Source organism: Saccharopolyspora oryzae, assembly GCF_027853915.1.
GTDB lineage: Bacteria > Actinomycetota > Actinomycetes > Mycobacteriales > Pseudonocardiaceae > Saccharopolyspora > Saccharopolyspora oryzae.
In genome coordinates this window covers 60606-80216 of the sequence record NZ_JAQGLA010000021.1, presented here as the reverse complement: position 1 = coordinate 80216, position 19611 = coordinate 60606, and the positions used below count along the sequence as shown (strand labels likewise).

Here is a 19611-nt window from a genome sequence, read left to right as displayed (position 1 = left end):
GAGGACGACATGAGCACGACGACCGGGATCCCCGGCCACGAGCTGACCGAGGACCTGCTGCTGCAGGAACTGCGCCACCTGCACCGGACCCGCCACGAGACCTTCCTGCACGGCTCGGCCGACTCGCTGCGCGAGCACACGGCGCGCACCTTCGAGCTCGAGCAGGAGTACCTGCGCCGCCACCCCGAACGCGCGGTCGACCCGCGGCGCACCCGGTCCGGAGCGAGGGGGGAGCCGCAGCATGCCTGAGCCGCGCATCGTGATCATCGGCGGTGGCCACGTCGGGCTGACCCTGGCGCTGCGGCTGCAGAAGAAGCTGCGAGCCGGCGAAGCGCAGGTCACCGTGATCGACACCCAGCCGCACATGACCTACCAGCCGTTCCTGCCGGAAGCGGCGGCCGGATCGCTGGAACCCCGGCACGTGGTGGTCCCGCTGCGCGAGGCGCTGCGCAAGTGCCGGGTGATGACCGCGCAGGTGTCGAGCATCGACCACGCCAACCACGAGCTGACCGCGACGCTCGGCGACGGCAAGGTCGAGCACTTCGGCTACGACGTGCTGGTCGTGGTCCCCGGCTCGATCTCGCGCGCGCTGCCGATTCCGGGCCTGGCCGAGCGGGGCGTCGGGTTCAAGACCATCGGCGAGGCGATCTACCTGCGCAACCACGTCCTGTCCAGGTTGGACATCGCGGCCAGCACGCGCGACGAGGAGCTGCGGCGCCGGCTGCTGACGTTCGTGTTCGTCGGCGGCGGGTACGCGGGCATCGAAGCGATGGCCGAGCTGGAGAGCATGGCCCGCGACGCGATCCGCAGCTACCCGCCGATCGACCCGCGGGAGATGCGCTGGGTGCTGGTCGAGGCGATGGGCCGGATCATGCCCGAGGTCAGCCCGCCGATGAGCGAGTACACCCGGCAGCGGCTGGAAGAACGCGGCATCGAGGTCAAGCTGAACACCACGGCCAAGTCCTTCGTGGACGGTCACGCGGTGCTCTCCGACGGCGACGAGTTCGACACAGACACCGTGGTGTGGACCGCGGGCGTCAAACCGCACCCGATGCTGGAGGACAGCGACCTCCCGCGCGACACCAAGGGCCGCCTGGAGTGCACGGCGAAGCTGCAGGTCCGCGGCACCCACGACGTGTTCGCGGCCGGTGACTGCTCCGCCGTCCCCGACCTGACCAGCAGCGACCCGGACGCCCTGTGCAGCCCGTCGGCGCAGCACGCGGTGCGCCAGGCCAAGGTCCTCGCGGACAACATCACGGCGCTGCTGCGCGGCGAACCGCTGGCCAACTACAAGCACCGCTACGCCGGATCGGTCGCCGGCCTGGGCCTGTTCCAGGGCGCGGCGGAGGTCTACGGGATCAAGCTCAAGGGCTTCCCGGCCTGGCTGCTGCACCGCACCTACCACCTGGCGAAGATGCCGACCGCGTCGCACAAGGCGCGCATCCTCGGCGACTGGCTGCTGGAGATGCCGTTCCGCCGCCAGGTCGTCGCCCTCGGCGAGCTCCACGACCCCCGGGCGGAGTTCGTCAAAGCGGCCAACACCCGAGGCCTGCCAGGCCCCAACGGCCGCGCGGCGGGCTAGTCACTCCAGCCCGGGGATCGGTGCGACGCCGTAGTCCCAGCGCACCAGCCGCCTCGCCTTGCCGGTCTCGGAGCGCGGGATGTGATCGGGCGGCAGCACCCGCACGATGCAGCCGAGCCCCAGCCGGGCGTGCAGCGCAACCGTGAGATCGCGCTCCAGCCCTTCCACGTCGCCGTGCGGATCCCGGGGTTCGACGGCGATCCGCAGCTCGGGCCGCGACCGGTCGCGCCGGTCCTCGACGATCAAGTAGTGCGGCGAGACCCGCGGATCGGCCAGCAGCACGGCCTCGACCTCCGACGGGAACACGTTGACCCCGCGGATGATCAGCATGTCGTCGGTGCGCCCCAGCACCCGGCTCATCCGCCGCAGCGTCCGCGCCGACCCGGAGGCCGGCCCGTGCAGCGCGGCGACGTCGCCGGTGCGGTAGCGCAGCAGGGGAGTGCCGGTCTTGGTGAGCGTGGTGAACACCAGCTCACCGGGCTGCCCGTCGGCCAGCGGCTGCCCGTCCGGACCCACGACCTCGGGGAAGAAGTGGTCCTCGGCGATGTTCAACAACCCGCCGGAATCCAGCGACTCGCACGCCACACCGGGCCCGATGATCTCGGTGAGCCCGTAGATGTTGAGCGCCCGCAACCCCAGCAACCGCTCCACGCCCTGCCGCATCTCCTCGGTCCAGGGCTCCGCCCCGAACACCCCGACCCGCAACGACAGCTGCTCGGCGGTGATCCCGGTCGAAGCGAACGCCTCGCCGAGGTAGACGGCGTACGAAGGGGTGCAGCACAGCACGTCCGGCCGCAGGTCCAGCAACAACCGCAGCTGCCGATCGGTGGCCCCGCTCGACACCGGCAGCACGGTGGCCCCGAGCCGAGTCGCCCCGTGGTGCACCCCGAGCCCACCGGTGAACATCCCGTACCCGTAGGCGCAGTGCACGAAACTGCGCCGAGTCACACCAGCCCCACCCAGCGCACGAGCCATCACCCGGGTCCACACGTCCACGTCGTGCGCGGTGTAGGCGACCAGCGTCTGCCGCCCCTGCGTCCCCGACGACCCGTGCACGCACACGACGTCCTCAGCAGCCGCCGAACGCAAACCGAACGGGTAGTGGTCCCAGAAGTCCTGCCGCGACGAGAACGGCAACCGGTGCAAGTCGTCGAGCGAAACATCAGCGCCCCGCCCCACCCCGCAATCCCGCAGCCGCCCGGCCTGAACCCCACCAGCGGCCAGCAACCGGTCCACCAACCGGCGCAACCGCCGCTCCTGCAACTCGCGCCGCCGCTCCGGCGCAGCCCCCTCGACTTCAGGAGCCACCAGCGGCGGCCTGACGCCCTGTGCCGTTGCCACGACTCTCGGTGTACCAGCCCCAGGTCAGAAGGGGTAGATCCAACTAGGGGTACCCCCCTGAAAACGCCCCCCGAGAGGTGTTGTACTGTTATGGCACACGAGATGAGCGGGACGGAAAAACGAACCGAACACCTCGGAACAAAAGAACAAGGGGCTGTGGCGCAGCTGGTAGCGCACTTGACTGGCAGTCAAGGGGTCACGGGTTCGAATCCCGTCAGCTCCACTTCAAGATTGGAAACGCCCTGCTTACGCAGGGCGTTTCGCTTTATCTCTCCGTCATGATTTTGGGGGAGCGACTCCCCCAAGCCCCCTACAGTGCGGTGGTCGGCTTCCGTCGGCTCCTGGCGTTGGGGAGCGTTCCCGGCCTGCTCATCGACCAGCGGTTCTGTGTTCGAGTAAGCCCCCCAACCTCCACGTATAGGTGGCGAGTGCTCGTTGAGCACTCGCCATTTACGTTTCGCGTATCTGTCGCGGGGGCCGAGCCCCCGCGGGCCCCCACGGAGCGGTGGTGGCTTCTCGGTGAATCGGTGCCTGGGGAGCGTTCCCGGCCTGGTCAACGGGTGGGGTCGTTTGATCGATGACTCGTCGCCTTGGGGGCGTTTCCGCACGTTGTCCCGGGGTGGGGGCTTAAGAACTTCGGGGTGAGGTTTTGCGCGGAAATTCTTTGTTCGCCTGTCCGGTGAATGGATCTGCTGCGGTCGTCCTTTGCGGTGGTTGGCTTCGGTGGGCTTGATAATGTTCGCCGTTGTGGTGGACATGATTGCTGGGGCTGGCGGGGCCGGGCCTGGGGGTTCGCCGTTACCGACCGACGTCGAACGTGCGCTGTACGCCGCGAAGGTTCGTGGTGACTGGGACGGTTATCTCCAGGTTCTGCTCGGCAACGAGATCTTCAGCTATTCGTCCAAGGCGCAGATCGACAGCAGCAAGCTGCAGCTGCCGCACTGGCAGTACCTCCGCAGGGCGGATGGTCGGAAGCTCCTCCCCGTGTACACCAGAGGGGAGCTGCTCCCGGCGCGCCCGGACGTGGTGCGCACCCGGTCGAACTCCCGTTGTGGAAGGTCGACGCGATGCTGGCGGAGTGGCGCGGTGTGGTGGTCAATCCGGGGACACCGACGGAAGCGCACTTCCCGAACGTCCACAAGCAGCGCAAGCACTGGAAATCCCTGAAGGAAAGCACCCCGCGGGCCGGCGCGGACGCGATCCTGCGCACCAAGTACACCGGGCCGCTCCGCGGTCCGCTCGCGCACGGCCTGGCGTGCGGCGCCCTCCTCGCCACGCACAACAAGGTGATCTGGAACGACATCGGCGACAGCTACGACCACTACGCGGAAGACGTGCTGGTGCTGCGCGACGCGTGGGGCGTCACCGACCGGGACGGTTGCCTCGAGCAGTTGTCCTTCCTCCTGCGAGGCATGAACAGCCCGGCGGAGATCGAATTCCTGCTCGGCGTTCGCGAGGCGATGGCGCAGCGGTGGCCAGGCACGCAGGACGACGCGGAGGCGTGGCGGAAGATCAGCGCCGACCAGTTCCTGGCGCACGGCAACGACCCCTGCGGGATCCCCGCCATCCAGGAGCTGATCGGGCGAATCCTGCGGTACGAAGCGCGTTTCCGCGCCGACGGCGTGTTGCCGCCGGACGGCCGGATCACGTCGACGCTGGCGTACGACTACGGCCGGGCGGTCAACTTCGCCCGGTTCGGACTGAGCGCCCGGTACCTGACCTCCGCCGAGGCCGAGCAGGCGATCCTCGAAGCGGGCGAGTTGAGCCGGAAAGCGCACCGCACGTGGGCGGACTTCTCGGCCGGCTACATCCTCGGCCGGGTGCTGCGGTTCGACGAGGAGGCGTACGGCGAGTTCTACCACCCCGTGGTCGCAGCGCAGCGGATCCTGCTGAACGAACCGTCCAGCCCCTGGCGCAACATCCCGTTCAACGACGACTGACGGAACTCACGACCGGTTGTTCTGCTGGTCCGGGGGTTGGGGTTTTTGGATCGGGGCCAGGACCTTGTCCAGGGCTGCCGTTACCGGGGGTGGGGGTGGTACCACTCCGCTCAGCAGGGTTATCGCCGCTGAGCCCCACAGGATGAGCTGAGCGTTTCCCGCTACCTCGTCGGAGACGTGGAGGGCGGGGATTCGGACCAGGAAGCCCAGTGCGGCGAGCACCAGCGCCCAGAACAGGTGGCGGAGCAGGGGGCGCAGGCGGTCTGCCGGGGTCACCTCCGGGGAGTTCTGGAGCAGCGCGTCGATGTCGCCCTTCGCCCAGGTGCCGAGCCAGGCGGACAGGGCTCGGCCGACCTGGTCGAGCTCGCTGCTGGTGCCTCTGGCCATCGGTGCCTTCTGCGCGCGGATCGTCGCTGCTAGGCGCATGCCCTCGCGTCGGGCCTCCCGTCGAGAGGCCCTGTCCAGCAGGGGAACCTGGTGCACGGAGAAGGTTTCCGCGGTGCGCGCGGCCCGCTCCAGACCGGCGCTCGCCCTTCGCAGCAGGCGGCGGTTGACCGGTCCGCTCGCGCACTTCCGCACCAGCACGGCCACGGTTGCCAGCTGGCACGCGGTGAGATCGAGCGGCTGCGGGCGGCCCAGCACGCGGCGTTGTTCGCGAGTGCTCGCATTGATCCGCTGCAGCCACATGGGGCCGGTCACCAGGAAGGAAGCCGCCAGCGCTGCCAGGTCCTCGAGGGGCGAGTACGGCAGCCAGAAATAGGGTTGGTGGTACACGGCTGCGTAAACCGGCCAGCCGGCGCAGGCGAGGGCGAGGAACACGGTGGCCGCCCGCCTCGGCACCCAGGCCAGCGCGAACTTGCCCTCCAGGTAGAACGTTCGGGTGTCCACGCCCCAGCGGCGCGCCGTGGCCAGCAGCGTGGCGCCGCAGGCGAGGATGAAACCGGCGAAGATCGAGGCCGTGGTCAGCACGACGGTCGGCGACGAGTGCCCCACCATCTCGTTGACCCGCCACGCCAGCACCGACGCCACGCAGAACATCAGCACCACGCCGAACAGCTGGTTCTTGGCCAAGCTCCACCAGTGCCCGGCGTGGGCGGCATCCCGGCAATACGCTGCGGCAATCCGTTCGACCACCCGTTTCCGGGAGAAACCCCGCATCGGCGGCAGACCGTCCCGCAGCGATCGTCCGTAGTCGGTGTCCAGCCAGTCCCGGACGACCTGGTCCGCGGACACAGCGCTGTCGTCCATCTGTCCCCCAGCCGAGCGCGCGACGGTGAACAAGATCGTAACGGCCCGCCACCCGCGGCGTTCGCGAAAACCGAGCACTCACCGGGAATTTCCGTTTGGCGCGGTTCTTCGGGGGCCTCAGAGAGCGAGGGTGTTCTCGGCGAGGTCTTGCCAGTTCGCTTGGGCGCCTTCTCGGGTTGCTTTGGTGAAACTCGTTTCGCCGAGGGCTTTTTGCGCTGCTTGGTTGATTCGGGGGACGTCTGGTTGGGAGTGGTCGACCAGGCCGCGGACCGTCGCGCTCGCCGAGAGGAGGCGGGTTGCTTGTTCGTGGTTCTGGGTTCGGAGAGCCAGATCTGCCAGGCCGATGAGGATTTGGGCGATCGTGGGGGCGTAGGCCGCTTCGGATGCTGCTCGGTAGGCCGCCGTGTGGTGTTCGCGGGCTTCGGCGAGGTCGTTGGTGAGGTAGGCGCGGAGGTGGTTCGTCATCGCGCGGATGATCGGGCGTTCCGCTTCGTCGCCCAGCACGGTTGTCGCGACGTCGAGTTGGTGGTGGGATTCCTCCGCTTTTCCTTGCCAGCGGGCCAGTTCTGCCTTTGCCAGGGCTAGTTCTGCCAGGGCGTCCGGCCAGGTGACCCGGTTCGCGCAGCGCTGTGCTTCGGACATGGCGGCTTCGCTGGCGTTCTCGTCGCCCAGGAGCCAGTGCAGTTGGGCTTGTCGGGCGCGCATTCGGATGATGTCGTCGGTGGCACCGATTTCAGCGATCACCGCGATTGCTTGGTCGTAGTGGTCGCAGGCGGTGGCGAAGTCGCCGCGGGTCGCGATCCGGTCGGCCAGTTCGCTCAGGGCCAGGGAGATGCCGAAGCGTTCGCCGATCGCGCGGAACTCGGTGAGCGCCGTTTCGAGGTGCTCGTCCGCTTCCTGGCCGGGCTCGCCGAGCGCGATCCGCATCTTGCCGAGGTGGAATCGGGCCAGGGCGCGTGCCCAGGGGTCTTCGTCGTCCAGCAGCGGTTCGAACGCGCGGACGTCCGGGGCGCGCAGCATGCGTTCCAGCGGGGCGACGAAGCCCAGCAGCGGGTGGTAGCGGGACCGGCCCCGATCGCTGAGCCGGTACGCCTGGTGGATCCAGTCCTCCGCTTGGCGTTCGTCGCTCGGGCCGGAGTTCACGAACTGCACTGCGAGCGCGCACACCGTGGCCCGGATCTCGTCGGCCACTTCGCCTGGAGCGCTGGCGGCCGCGGTGATCAGCTCGATTCCTTCGGACTTGTGACCGGCGAGCCACCAGTACCAGCCGGCGCCCGCTGCGAGCCGCATCGCTTCGGGGGCCTCTCCTGCCGCGAGGGCGCCGCGCATTGCGGAACCGATGTTGTCGTGCTCGGCCTCGAGCGTGGCGAGCCATTCGAGTTGCTCCGCGCGGCGGAGGTGCGGTTCCGCGGTTTCGGCGAGTTCGGTGAAGTACGCGAGATGCGTGCGGCGGGCGAGGCGCGATTCCCCCGCTTCCGCGAGCCGGTTTCCGGCGTACTCCTGGATCGTGCCGATCATCCGGTATCGCGGCTCGCCGTCCCCTTCGGCGATCAGCAACGACTTCTCGGCCAGCGCCGTCAGCAGCTCCAGCACCTGATCCGGCTCGACCGCATCACCGGCGCAAACCCGCTCGGCCGCCTCCAGACCCGCCCCGCCGGAGAACACCGAGAGCCTGCGCAGGACCGTGCGTTCGGCGTCGGTGAGCAGTTCCCAGCTCCAGTCGACCACCGCGCGCAGCGTCCTGTGCCGCGGCAACGCGGTGCGGCTTCCGCTGGTCAGCAGGCGGAACCGGTCGTCGAGCCGGTTGGCGAGCTGATCGAGGGACATGGTGCGCAGCCTGGCCGCGGCCAGTTCGATCGCCAGCGGTATCCCGTCCAGCGCCCGGCAGACGCGCGCCATCGTCGACAGCGCGGGGACGTCGACCGCGAGATCGCTGCGCACCGCGCCAGCACGGTCCCGCAGCAGCTGGACAGCCGGTGCGGACTCGATCTCGTCCGGTCCCGCGTCCGGTCCGGGCAAGGCCAGTGGCGCGACCGGCCACAGCGCCTCACCGGTGATGCCGAGCGGTTCCCGGCTCGTCGCCAGGACGCGCAGCCGCCGGCACTCGCCGAGCACGCGATGCGCGAACACCGCCGCCGACTCGATCAGGTGCTCGCAGTTGTCCAGGACCAGCAGCGCTTCGCGGTCGCGGATCGCTGCGACGAGCCGGTCCGCCGGTCCGGCGTCCGGTGCCCCGCTGAGCAGGGCGTCCCGCAGTCCGAGCGCGGCCAGCGCCGCTTGCGCCACGTCAGCGTCCGTGTCGAGGGCGGCGAGTTCGACCAGCCAGGCCCCGTCCGGCAGGTCGTCGAGCATCGCGCGCGCGGATTCCGCGGCCAGCCTTGTCTTCCCCGAGCCACCCGGCCCGATCAAGGTGGTGAGCCGATGTTCGGCGACGAGTTCGCGGACCGCCTCGACATCGGCTTCCTTGCCGACGTAGCTGGTCAGCTCGGCGCGCAGGTTGGTCTTCCGGTTCTCGTCCCGCCGCCCCAATTCGCCCCGCAGCAGCGCGACGTGCAGCGCGGACAGCTCGGGCGAGGGGTCGACGCCCAGTGCGTCGGCCAGAGCCTCCCTCGTGCGCTCGTAGACGAGCAGCGCCTCGGAATCGCGGCCGGTCGCGACGAGAGCGCGCATCAGCGCAGCGGCAAGACGTTCTCGCGTCGGGTGCGCTGCTGCCGAATCGGTCAGTTCCGCGATCACCCCCGCGCTGCGGCCGAGGCTGATCTCCGCGTCGAACCGGTCCTCCACGGCATTCAGGCGCAGCCCTTCGAGCCGGTTGACCGCCGCGTTGAACGCCGCGCTGTCCGGCAGAACGACGTCCTGCATGGCCGCACCGCGCCACAACGCGAGCGCCTCGTGCAACCGCTGCGGATCGTCGCGCGCCTGATCTGCGAGGCGTTCGAACCGCACGGCGTCGACGGAGTCTGGTTCCACGGCCAACAGGTAGCCGTTCGGACGGCCTTCGACGGCTCCGCCCGGTAGCGCCTTCCGCAGCCGGGAAACCAACCGCTGCAAGGCATTCGCCGCATCGGCGGGCGGGTGCTCGCCCCAGATCCAGTCGACGAGCGCCGCTTTCGGGACCACCCGACCCGGTTCGAGCGCGAGGGCGATCAGCAGGCCGCGCAACCGGTCGCCCGAGACGTCGGCCAGGACGCCGTCATCAGCGCGAACCTCGAATGGACCGAGCATCCCGATCTGCACCCGGTCGATCCTGCCACGGCGCCGTTCCGCAGAAGGCCGGAACGTCAGAGCCGTGTCAGCCGCGTGTCAGGTCCGTCGGCGAACGTGGTCGCAACCACGGACGAGAGAGGAAAACCGGTGAGCGAAACGGTTTCCACCCCGCACGGACTGCCCATGACGCGCGATGCGGGCCCCTTCGACCCGCCCCGCGAGATCAGCCGGCTGCGCGAGCACCGCCCGGTCAGCCCCATGATCTTCCCCGACGGCCACGAGGGCTGGCTCGTCACCGGCTACGACGCGGTCCGCCGGCTCATGGCCGACACCCGGTTCAGCTCGCGGCAGGACATCGGCGTCCTCCACGTGCCGTACGAGATCCCCGGCATGCCCACCAGCACCGAACCGTCCCCGCAACTGCCGGGCGTGTTCATCGCCATGGACCCGCCGGACCACACCCGGCTGCGGCGCAAGCTCACCGGCGCCTTCACCGTCAAGCGGATGAAGGTGCTCGAGGAGCACATCACCGACATCGCCGAGCGGCAGCTGGACGAACTGGCGCGCCGCACCCCGCCGGTCGACCTGGTCGAGGCGTTCGCGCTGCCGGTTCCCTCGCTGGTGATCTGCGAACTGCTCGGCGTCCCCTACGCGGACCGGGCGGACTTCCAGGCCAACTCCGCCAAGTTCATGGTCAAGGACCAGCCGATCGACGAGAAGATGGCCGCCTACGGTGCGCTGAACGCCTACCTCGCCGAACTGGTCACGAGCAAGCGCGCGGCCCCCGGCGAGGACATCCTGTCCGACCTGGCCCGCCAGGACGACCTCACCGTCGACGAGCTGACCGGCATCGCCTTCCTGCTGCTGCTCGCGGGCCATGAGACGACCGCCAACATGCTGTCGCTGGGCGCCTTCGCGCTCCTGGAACACCCCGAGCAGCTGGCCGAACTGCGCGCCGACCCGGACCTGATGCCCGGTGCCGTCGAGGAGCTCATGCGTTACCTGTCCGTCGCGGACATCTTCTACCGCTATGCCACGGAGGACATCGAGCTCGGCGGCGAGACGATCCGCGAAGGGGCGACCGTCGTCGTCTCGCTGCTGGCCGCCAACCGCGACCCCCACCGCTTCGACGACCCCGACACCCTGGACGTCCACCGCAAGGCGCGCGGACACCTGTCCTTCGGCCACGGCATCCACCAATGCCTCGGCCAGCAGCTGGCCCGCATCGAGATGCGCGCCGGTTTCGACGCGCTGCTGCGCCGTTTCCCGACCCTCGAACTCGCCATCCCCGCCGAGGAGGTGAAGCTCAGGACCGACATGAACATCTACGGCGTCCACGAACTGCCGGTCACCTGGACGCCGGGGCGCTAGCGGGTTGCGACCGGATCCGCCCAGATGTCCATCGGGACGACCCGGGTGGTCCGGCCGAGGGGGTCGAGGACCCGGCCCATGCGTTTGACGAAGCGCAGGACCACGGTCCGGTCGAGGACGGCGAACTGCGGGACCAGTCGGGCCACGCGGGATTCCAGGGCGCGGGTGTCCTCCAGCGAGCGGGTCCAGACGCTGATGCACAGGTTCGCCTTCGAACCGGTCAGGCTCGCGCAGGCGCGGATCTCGGGGACCGCGCGCAGCAGCGCCGGGACGACCTCGCGGTCGTCGGCGGGCACCTGGCCCCAGAGCCAGGTGGTCACCGGCCAGCCCGACAGCGACTGCGCGATCTCGCAGCGCAGGATGAGGTCCTTGCTGGTCAGGAGGTCGTCGAGGCGACGGCGGACGGTGCTGATGCTGAGCCCGACGTCGTCGGCGAGCGCGGTCAACGACCGCCGGCCGTCCGCGCCCAGGTGCCTGATCAGCTGCTTGTCGAGTTCGGTGAGCTCGCGGCCGCGCGAAGCCTGGCGGTTGCGGTCGCCGGTGCCGAGCTGGCCGCGCTGGTCGGCGTCGAGGGTGCCCAGCTGCCAGTCGCAGCCCTGCGCGTGGACGTGGCTGACCAGGTGGATCCGGGTCGCGAGCACGCCGGGGACCGCACCCATCGACTCCTGCGCGTACCGGGACAGCGCGGCCAGATCGGGCACCGCGATGGTGAGCAGCAGGTCCCGGTCGCCGCTGGTGTGCTCGATGGTCAGCACGTGCGGCCAGTCCGCGAGGACCGCGGCCACCTCGAGGGCGCGACCGGCTTCGCAGTCCAGCTCGACGAACGCGCGGCACAGCTGACCGGCGCGGCAGCTCAGCTGCGCGGTGATCCAGGCGGCGCCGGAATCGGTCAGCCGCTGCCAGTGCCGGGCCGCGGTCACGGGATCGATCTCGAGGGCTTGGGCGATCCGCTTCCACGGGGCTCGCGGGTCGATCTGCAGCGTGTTGATCAACCGGAGGTCGAGTTCGCAGAGCGGCGCAGATTTCTGCAAATCATCGGGCATCGCGAAAAAATCCTGCGGTTCGGGAGGGGGCGGTGCGGGGGCTGCTCATTATGGCTCGAACCCACCGGAGATCGGTGGTGTGGAGCCAGTCGACGAGGAGGCCTTCGTTGTCGGTCCGAGACGATTCCCGAAGCCTGCACGGTGACCTTGTCCAGCTGCGGAGGGACCTGCACGCCGAGCCGGAGATAGGCCTGGACCTGCCGCGGACGCAGGAGAAGGTGCTGGCGGCGCTGGACGGGCTGCCGCTGGAGATCACGACCGGCGACCGCCTGTCGTCGGTGACCGGGGTCCTGCGCGGCGGTCGGCCCGGGCCGACGGTGCTGCTGCGCGGCGACATGGACGCGCTGCCGGTCACCGAGCGCACCGGGGTGGACTACTCGTCCCGCGCGGACGGGCGGATGCACGCCTGCGGGCACGATCTGCACACCGCGATGCTCGTCGGCGCCGGGCACCTCCTGTCGGCCAGGAAGGACGAACTCGCCGGTGACGTGGTGCTGATGTTCCAGCCGGGCGAGGAGGGCTTCGACGGCGCCGGGCACATGATCGCCGAGGGCGTGCTCGACGCCGCGGGTTCCCGGCCGGTCGCCGCCTACGCGCTGCACGTGTCGTCGGCGATGTTCGGCAACGGCATGTTCACCACGCGGCGCGGGCCGGTGATGGCGGCGTCGAACGTCCTGCAGGTGGCGGTGCGGGGCGCGGGCGGGCACGGCTCTGCGCCGTTCAAGGCGAAGGACCCGATCCCGGCCGCGTGCGAGATGGTCAACGCGCTGCAGACGTTCATCACGCGCTCCTTCGACCCGTTCGACCCGGTGGTGATCACGGTCGGCTCCTTTCACGCGGGCACGACCAGCAACGTCATCCCGGACGAGGCGCGCTTCGACGCCACGGTGCGGTCGTTCTCGAGGGCCGCGCACGCCCGCGTCAAGGACGGGGCGGTCCGCGTCTGCCGGGGGATCGCCGAAGCCCACGGCCTGGACATCGACGTCGAGTTCGTCGAGCAGTACCCGGTCACGGTGAACGACGACACCGAGGCCGAGTTCCTGGCCGACGTGGTGCGCGAGGTGCACGGCGAGGAGCGGTTCACCTGGGGTCCGCAGCCGGTCACCGGCTCCGAGGACTTCTCCCGAGTGCTGGAGGAGGTGCCCGGTGCGTTCGCGTTCCTCGGCGCCGGCCCGCCCGGGCAGGACCTCGAGAACGCCCCGTACAACCACTCGCCGCTGGCGCTCTTCGACGACGGGGTGCTGGGCGACGGCGCCGCGCTGTACGCCGAGCTCGCCCTCCGCCGACTCGCGGTCTGACGTGCCGCCAGGGAGGTTCTCGTGACTGACATCTCGCAGTCGACGCAGGTCGACGCGCCCGCGCGGGCCGGTGCGGGTCGCTGGCGCACCGTTTTCGGCACCGGCATCGGCAACGCGCTCGAGTGGTACGACTGGAACGTCTACGCGGTGTTCGCGCCGTTCTTCGCTTCCCAGTTCTTCCCGAAGAGCGACGCCACTTCGGCACTTCTGTCCACTTTGGCCATCTTCGCGGTGGGATTCCTGATGCGCCCGCTGGGCGGACTGTTCTTCGGCTGGCTCGGCGACCGCAAGGGCCGGCGGACGGCGATGGTCGCCTCGATCGCGATGGCGGCCGGGGGCAGCCTGGTCATCGGGATCGCACCGACCTACGACACCATCGGGATCGGGGCGTCGCTCCTGCTGCTCCTGGCCCGGCTGGGCCAAGGCCTCGCGCACGGCGGTGAGCTGCCGGCCGCCCAGACGTACGTGTCGGAGATGGCGCCGCCCGGGCGCCGCGGTCGCTGGTCGAGCTTGATCTACGTGTCCGGCACCATCGGCATCACGGTCGGCACGGCCCTCGGCGCGGTGCTGGCGTCCGCGCTGGTCCCGGCCGAGCTGGCGGCGTGGGGATGGCGGATCCCGTTCGTGGTCGGCGGGATCATCGGCGTCTACGCGCTGGTGATGCGGATGCGGCTGGCCGAGACCGAAGCGTTCGAGCACGACGACGCCGCTCGGACGAAGATCTCGCTGTGGCAGGCGTTCTGGCAGAACCGGATCGCGTGCCTGAAGGTGATCGGCCTGACGCTGGGCGGCACGGTCGTCTACTACACGTGGTTCGTCGCGGCGCCCGCGCAGGCGATCAGCGTCAAGGGGTTCGACCCGTCGGCGACGCTGTGGGTGGCGGTGGCCGCGAACGTGGTGTTCATCTGCGCGCTGCCGTTCTTCGGCGCCCTGTCCGACAAGATCGGCCGAAAACCGGTCCTGCAGTTCGCCTTCATCGGCGGCGCGGTCCTGACGTTCCCGCTGAACTGGCTGGTGCAGGACCAGGTGTGGCAGCTGGCGGCGGCGATGTTCATCGCGATGCTGTTCATGGCCCCGGCCTCGGCGATCCTGCCCGCGGTGTACGCGGAGATGTTCCCGACGCACGTCCGCACCACCGGCGTCGCGATCCCGTACGCGATAGCGGTCGCGGCCTGCGGAGGCAGCGCCCCGTACCTGCAGACCTGGCTCACCAAAGCCGGAGCGGGCAGCGTCTTCCTGACCTACACGGTGGCCCTCCTGCTGCTCGCGGTCCTGGTGGTCCGCGGAATGCCGGAAACCAAGGACGTCGACCTGACCTGACGGTCCAGCTCTCGTGAGCGGCGATGGTGGTTCTAACAACCATCGCCGCTCACGAGTGCGGTTCAGGGGCGGAGGCGGGCGTCCAGGGTGCGGATCAGCTCGCCGATCCGGCCGCCGCCGGACGGGGCCTGGGGGAAGCGCTTGAGCACGTCGACGACGTCGGGCGTGGCAAGCTGGGCTGTTCGTTCGATGTGCTCGGCACCGACGGTTTGATCGTCGTCGGCGACGAGTTCGGCTGCCCTGGCTGCGTGGGCCGCCGACCCGAGGATGTGCTTGACCTGGGTGGCTTTGGCCAGCGGATGCAGGTAGGCGGCGCCTGCCGCGGCCATCGCTGCCCACGCCGCTTCGCGCGCGGCCGCGCTGTTCGTGCACTTGGCGGCTTTGAGCGCTGCCCAAGCCACGTCGCGCAGGGCCTTGCCCCGCTCGCCGCCCCGGGCGAACTCCCACGCCGCACCGATCGCGTCCCGAGGCCGCGTGTCGTCCGGCAGATCAGCCTCGAAGATCCCGAGAGCCCTCTCCGCGCACTCCGCGGCAAAGCCGGTAACAGCACGAAGATCCTGCACGCTCAGAACGATTTCGCTGCCCATGCCCCCATCTTGGCCCACTGCGCTGGTCAGGGTTTTCGGGCTACTGCTGCGTACATGGCTATGTCGGCGTCGTTGGCCTGCGGGGTGGTGTCCGGGCGCCACTTGTGCATTTGGACCAGGCCGGGGTCGACCAGGTCGAGGCCTTCGAAGAAGCGGGCTGCTTGGGCTTTCGTGCGGAAGCGGAGGGTTTCGCCGTGTTCCCGGTAGGTTCGGCGGACTCCTGCCAGGGTTTCCGGGGCGAAGTCGTCGGTGGCGATGGTGGCCGCCAGGTAGCTGCCGGAGGGGAGCACGTCGACGATCCGGCGGGTGGCGGTGAGGGCTTCTTCGTCGTCCTCGATGAAGTGCGCGATCGCGATCAGCATCAGGCCGATCGGCCGGTTCGGGTCGAGGGTTTCGCGGAACTCGGGGGAGTCGAGGATCGTGTCCGGGGCGCGCAGGTCGGCGTCCACGTAGGCGGTGCGGCCCTGCTCGGTGCTGGACATCAGCGCGCGGGCGTGCACGAGGACGATGGGGTCGTTGTCGGTGTAGACGACGCGCGATTCCGGGCGCACCTCCTGCACCACCTCGTGCAGGTTCGGCGAGGTCGGGATGCCCGTGCCGACGTCCAGGAACTGGTCGATGCCGCATTCGGTGGCCAGGTAGCGACCGGCGCGGTGCATGAACTCGCGGTTGGCGCGCATGTGCACCGGGAGGGCGGGCCAGATCTGCAACGTGGCTTCCGCGGCGGCGCGGTCGACGGCGTAGTTGTCCTTGCCGCCGAGGATGTAGTCGTAGATCCGCGCGCCGTGCGCTCGCCCGGTCTGCAGATCGACGTGGGGCCCGTCGTTCATCCTGTTCCTTCCGATCGCGGTGCCGCCATGCTCCCAGCGATCGAGGTCCCCCGTCATCAGGGGTGGACCCGGTGAATCGGACTGTGCCGCCCGATTCACCGGGTGTTCACCGGATTTCAGCGCTGGAGGACGAGCTTCCCCCGGACGTGGCCTTCGGCGGACAGGTCTTGGGCTGCGGCGATGTCCTCGAGCGGGAAGGTCCGGGCGATCGGGATCCGGACTGCGGAGGTCCTCCCGTCGTGGTGGTCGCTCAGTGGCCGGGCATGGGCGGGCCGGCCGTCCAGCCGCCGTCGACGGCGAGTTCCGCGCCCGTCGTGTAGCTCGCGATGTCGCTGAGCAGGTACGTGACCGCTCCGACGAGCTCCTCCGGGCGGCCGACCCGACCGGCCGGGGCGGCGGGGTAAGCGCCCTCGTCGGGGCTGATCCCGGTCTGGGCGGTCATGGGGGTGAGCACCATGCCGGGGTGCACCGAGTTCACGCGGATGTGCTCCGGCGCGAGCTCGACGGCGGCGACCTTCGTCATGCCGCGCACGGCCCACTTGGACGCGCCGTACGCGCCGGTCAGCTCCATGCCCACCAGGCCGGCGGCCGACGAGATGTTCACGATCGATCCGCCGCCGGCGCGCCGCATCGCGGGCACCACGGCCTGGAGTCCGATCTGGACGCCCACCAGGTTGACCTGGATGACGCGCTGGAAGGTGTCCAGCGGCTCGTCGACGAGCTTGACGCCCGATGCGACCAGACCGGCGTTGTTCACCAGCCCGGTCACCGACCCGAACGCTTCCTCGGTCGCGGCGACGACGGCCTGCCAGGACTCGGGATCGGTGACGTCGAGGTGCGTGGCGCGAGCGGCATCGCCCAGGTCGGCGGCCACCGCGGCGGCCTCGGCCTCGAGGACGTCGCCGATCATCACCTTGCCGCCCGCTGCCACGATGCCGCGCGCGAAGGCTTCTCCGAGCCCGCGGGCACCACCGGTGACGATGACGACCTTGTTCGACAGATCCATGATTCCCTACTTCGTCGTAGTTCTCGCGGCGTCGTGCGGCGTCGCGGTCCGGGGTTGTGAGAGCGGGCCGAACAGCGCGGCGGCTGCGGCGCGGGCCGTGTCCGCGAGCGGGGTTTCGTCCCGGATCGAATGCTCGAGGGCGACGATGTTCAGCAGCGCTGCCTGCCCGCACACCGCGGTGGTGCGCAAGTCGTCCGCCGGTGTGCCGAGCAGTGCGGCGACGCTCGGCCTGAGCAGTTCGGTGATCTCGTAGGTGGCCTGCAGCCAGACCCTCCGCAGGACGGCATCGGCGAAGACGACCGCCATGAGCGCGCGCGCCTCTTCATCGCTGCTCGTCGAGTAGGTCAGGTCGAAGGCCCGGAGCATCGCGTCGGCCAGTGCGGTGCCGGGCGGCTGCGCGGCGAGCGCGTCGGTGAACGCCCGGCTGCCGCCGTCGAAGAGCGGCCGCAGGCACTCCTCCTTGGTGGGGAAGTACCGGTAGAAGCTCCGCTGCGACATCCCGGCCGCCTCCGCGAGCCGCGCCACGGTGGGCGAGGAATCGCCGGCATCGGCGAAGACCGCTGCGCAGCGGCGGGAGATCACCAGCAGTTCGTCCTGGTCGAGAGCTTTCCTGGCCACGGATCCAGCGTAGCCCCTTAGTGGCAGAAACTGCCACTAAGGTACCGGGTCGGGGTGGTCACACGCCGGTGGCGGAGAATCCCGGTGCAGTGCTGGAACGGTCGTGCGGAGTGCCAGGTGAGCGTTGGTCCTGACGTGCTGGAAGAGCTCGTCCAGCGGGTGCGGGAGGCGGCTCCGCGGCTCGGGCGCACCCGGCTCGTCCTCATCGACGGGCCTTCGGGTTCGGGGAAGACGACGCTGGCCGACCAGCTCGCGGAGGCGTTGCCCGCGCAGGTCGTGCACATGGACGACCTGTACGACGGGTGGAACGGGATGCTCGCCGGCGTGGACCGGGTCGGTGCGCAGGTCCTCGAGCCGCTCGCGGACGGGCACGACGGTCGGTACCAGCGGTACGACTGGTACGCCGGGGATTACGCCGAGTGGCACGACGTTCCGCGTGCTCCGTACCTGGTCGTCGAGGGCTGCGGCTCGGGGGCGCGGCGGTTCGGCGAGCTCACCGCGCTGCTGGTGTGGGTCGAGGCGCCGGACGACGAGCGCCTCGCGCGGACCTTGGCGCGGGACGGCGAAGGCGCCGAGGAACACTTGCGGGCCTGGATGGCCGCTGAGCGCGTGGTCTACGAGACCGAGGGGACCGCTCAGCGGGCCGACGTGCGGCTGGACGGCCGGGGTGCGATCACCTGACGTGCGAAAAGCCCCGGGAGGGGGCAACTCCCGGGACTTCTCGCTGGGGTGCGTCGGTCATCCCATGACCGCGCGCGTCTTCCCGATCCGCCCGGCGACTGCGTCGTCCAGGAGCGTCCCGACGGTTTCCTGGGCGCAGGTGCGGTTGGCGCCGATGCCGCCCGACGGGCCGCGCTTGATCCAGCCGACGACGTAGGTACCCGGCCGCACCCGACCGCCTTCGTGCGGGATGGTTCCGGTCTCCGCGTCGAACGGCAGGCCGGGGAGTTCGGTGCCGCGGTAGCCGACCGCGCGGATCACGCGTCCCGCCGCGATCTCCACACCACCGGTCACGCGCAGCGCGCGGACCTGCGTTTCGCCGAGGACCTCCTGCGGGGCGGAGTTGAAGCGGAGGACGACGCGGCGGCGGGCGTGGCTCGGCGGTGCGGACCAGTCGACCGATTCGCGCTGGATTCCCTGCAGCAGCGCGGCTTTGGTGCCCGGTTCGGCTGCGTCGATGGTCGCGGCGACCTGCGGGTCGTGGGCGTCCACGACCAGGTCGACGTCCTCGCGCTGGGCCAGGGCGAGCAGCTCCGGCGAGGTGTAGGCGGCCGCGTCCGGGCCCCGGCGGGCCAGGAGCACGACCTCGCGGACCTTGCTGGCGCGCAGCTGGGCCAGGGCGGTGGGCGAAATCGTGGTCCCCGCCAGGGTTTTCGGGTCCGAGGTGAGGATCCGGGCCACGTCGAGCGCGACGTTCCCGTTGCCCACCAGCACGATCCGCTCCGCGGACAGGTCGATCGCGTCCGCCGCGACGTCCGGGTGGCCGTTGTACCAGGCCACGACCTCGGTCGCCGGGACGCTGCCGGGCAGGTCCTCGCCCGGGATGCCGAGGCTGCGGGCCGAAGACGCGCCGACGGCGTAGATCACCGCGTCGTGCTTGGCCGCCAGCTCGTCCACCGAGACGTCCTTGCCGACCTCCACGCCCAGGCGCAGGCGGAGGCGCGGGTGGGTGTGGAAGCGGCGGAAGGTCTCGCTGATCTTCTTCGTCGACGGGTGGTCCGGGGCGACGCCGTAGCGCACCAGGCCACCGGCGACCGGCAGGCGGTCGATCAGCGTGACGCGGGCGTTGGTGTGCAGCAGCAGGTCCTCGACCGCGTACATGCCCGCCGGTCCGGTGCCCACGACCGCGACGTCCAGCGGCGCGAAGTCGCTGGGGATGTTGCGGTGGAACACCGGCGGTCCCCAGCGGTGGAAGTTCGGCGCCGGGTCGTGGTGCTCGACGCTCCGGTCCGCGTAGTAGGCGGCGTTGACCTCGGCGTACGGCTTGAGCTGCGCGGTCAGCTTGTCGACCGGGAAGATCGCGTCGACCGGGCACGCATCGGCGCAGGCGCTGCAGTCGATGCAGGTCGCCGGGTCGATGTAGAGCATCTCGGTGGTGCCGAAGTCCGGCTCGTCCGGAGTCGGGTGGATGCAGTTGACCGGGCAGACCTTCACGCAGGTCGCGTCGCTGCAGCAGGTCTGGGTGATCGCGTACGGCATGGGGTTCGGGGGTCCTTTCGA

Annotated in this window: 17 protein-coding genes and 1 tRNA gene; 8 read left to right on the top strand and 10 right to left on the bottom strand. The window is 70.1% G+C overall.

Features of this window, described 5'->3' with window-relative positions:
- Positions 1 to 9 precede the first annotated feature (9 nt).
- Both OU415_RS16075 and OU415_RS16070 read left to right on the top strand, forming a co-directional pair.
- The gene (locus OU415_RS16075; protein ID WP_270949586.1) at positions 10 to 249 is read left to right on the top strand and encodes a DUF6158 family protein; all 240 of its coding nucleotides are present in this window, start codon (positions 10 to 12) and stop codon (positions 247 to 249) included.
- A complete protein-coding gene (locus OU415_RS16070) occupies positions 242 to 1582 on the top strand; it encodes an NAD(P)/FAD-dependent oxidoreductase (protein ID WP_270949585.1) in 1341 nt (446 codons plus the stop codon). Before OU415_RS16075 ends, OU415_RS16070 begins: the two co-directional genes overlap by 8 nt.
- Here OU415_RS16070 and OU415_RS16065 read toward each other — a convergent pair whose 3' ends face one another.
- Positions 1583 to 2923: a phenylacetate--CoA ligase family protein gene (locus OU415_RS16065; protein WP_270949584.1), complete on the bottom strand. Its 1341-nt coding sequence runs from the start codon at positions 2921 to 2923 to the stop codon at positions 1583 to 1585.
- Between the two features lie 150 nt (positions 2924 to 3073).
- Between OU415_RS16065 and OU415_RS16060 the strand changes: the two genes are divergently transcribed.
- Positions 3074 to 3146: transfer RNA gene (locus OU415_RS16060), tRNA-Ala, on the top strand.
- 844 nt (positions 3147 to 3990) lie between these two features.
- Entirely contained in the window at positions 3991 to 4863 is an 873-nt protein-coding gene (locus OU415_RS16055) for a DUF1266 domain-containing protein (protein WP_270949583.1), read from the top strand.
- Positions 4864 to 4869: 6 nt separating this feature from the next.
- On the opposite strand, the gene OU415_RS16050 is transcribed toward OU415_RS16055, so the two are convergent.
- Together OU415_RS16050 and OU415_RS16045 are read right to left on the bottom strand one after the other, a co-directional pair.
- A complete protein-coding gene (locus OU415_RS16050) occupies positions 4870 to 6111 on the bottom strand; it encodes a hypothetical protein (RefSeq protein WP_270949581.1) in 1242 nt (413 codons plus the stop codon).
- 117 nt (positions 6112 to 6228) lie between these two features.
- Positions 6229 to 9348: a BTAD domain-containing putative transcriptional regulator gene (locus OU415_RS16045; RefSeq protein ID WP_270949579.1), complete on the bottom strand. Its 3120-nt coding sequence runs from the start codon at positions 9346 to 9348 to the stop codon at positions 6229 to 6231.
- A 153-nt stretch (positions 9349 to 9501) separates the two neighbouring features.
- Between OU415_RS16045 and OU415_RS16040 the strand changes: the two genes are divergently transcribed.
- Positions 9502 to 10689 (top strand): cytochrome P450, encoded by a 1188-nt coding sequence (locus OU415_RS16040; RefSeq protein ID WP_408641857.1) that lies wholly within the window; start codon positions 9502 to 9504, stop codon positions 10687 to 10689.
- On the opposite strand, the gene OU415_RS16035 is transcribed toward OU415_RS16040, so the two are convergent.
- Positions 10686 to 11732: an Lrp/AsnC family transcriptional regulator gene (locus OU415_RS16035; RefSeq protein ID WP_270949577.1), complete on the bottom strand. Its 1047-nt coding sequence runs from the start codon at positions 11730 to 11732 to the stop codon at positions 10686 to 10688. The genes OU415_RS16040 and OU415_RS16035 overlap by 4 nt on opposite strands.
- A 107-nt stretch (positions 11733 to 11839) precedes the next feature.
- Between OU415_RS16035 and OU415_RS16030 the strand changes: the two genes are divergently transcribed.
- Together OU415_RS16030 and OU415_RS16025 are read left to right on the top strand one after the other, a co-directional pair.
- A complete protein-coding gene (locus OU415_RS16030) occupies positions 11840 to 13030 on the top strand; it encodes a M20 metallopeptidase family protein (RefSeq protein ID WP_270949576.1) in 1191 nt (396 codons plus the stop codon).
- A gap of 21 nt (positions 13031 to 13051) precedes the next feature.
- Positions 13052 to 14350 carry an MFS transporter gene (locus OU415_RS16025; protein WP_270949575.1) on the top strand — a complete coding sequence of 433 codons (1299 nt, stop codon included), beginning with the start codon at positions 13052 to 13054 and terminating at the stop codon, positions 14348 to 14350.
- Positions 14351 to 14412: 62 nt separating this feature from the next.
- On the opposite strand, the gene OU415_RS16020 is transcribed toward OU415_RS16025, so the two are convergent.
- From OU415_RS16020 to OU415_RS16005, 5 genes are all read right to left on the bottom strand, one after another.
- A complete protein-coding gene (locus OU415_RS16020) occupies positions 14413 to 14937 on the bottom strand; it encodes a putative immunity protein (protein ID WP_270949574.1) in 525 nt (174 codons plus the stop codon).
- Between the two features lie 26 nt (positions 14938 to 14963).
- Positions 14964 to 15767 carry an SAM-dependent methyltransferase gene (locus OU415_RS16015; RefSeq protein WP_270949573.1) on the bottom strand — a complete coding sequence of 268 codons (804 nt, stop codon included), beginning with the start codon at positions 15765 to 15767 and terminating at the stop codon, positions 14964 to 14966.
- 116 nt (positions 15768 to 15883) lie between these two features.
- Positions 15884 to 15982, bottom strand: a complete 99-nt coding sequence (locus tag OU415_RS38245) for a zinc-binding dehydrogenase (protein WP_333777937.1) — start codon at positions 15980 to 15982, stop codon at positions 15884 to 15886.
- A 35-nt stretch (positions 15983 to 16017) separates the two neighbouring features.
- Positions 16018 to 16773 carry a glucose 1-dehydrogenase gene (locus tag OU415_RS16010; protein WP_270949572.1) on the bottom strand — a complete coding sequence of 252 codons (756 nt, stop codon included), beginning with the start codon at positions 16771 to 16773 and terminating at the stop codon, positions 16018 to 16020.
- Positions 16774 to 16779: 6 nt separating this feature from the next.
- Positions 16780 to 17391: a TetR/AcrR family transcriptional regulator gene (locus OU415_RS16005; protein WP_270949571.1), complete on the bottom strand. Its 612-nt coding sequence runs from the start codon at positions 17389 to 17391 to the stop codon at positions 16780 to 16782.
- A gap of 117 nt (positions 17392 to 17508) precedes the next feature.
- Between OU415_RS16005 and OU415_RS16000 the strand changes: the two genes are divergently transcribed.
- Positions 17509 to 18072, top strand: coding sequence for a uridine kinase family protein (locus tag OU415_RS16000; protein WP_270949569.1), 564 nt, complete (start codon positions 17509 to 17511; stop codon positions 18070 to 18072).
- 57 nt (positions 18073 to 18129) lie between these two features.
- On the opposite strand, the gene OU415_RS15995 is transcribed toward OU415_RS16000, so the two are convergent.
- Positions 18130 to 19590: an FAD-dependent oxidoreductase gene (locus tag OU415_RS15995; protein ID WP_270949568.1), complete on the bottom strand. Its 1461-nt coding sequence runs from the start codon at positions 19588 to 19590 to the stop codon at positions 18130 to 18132.
- Positions 19591 to 19611 lie beyond the last annotated feature (21 nt).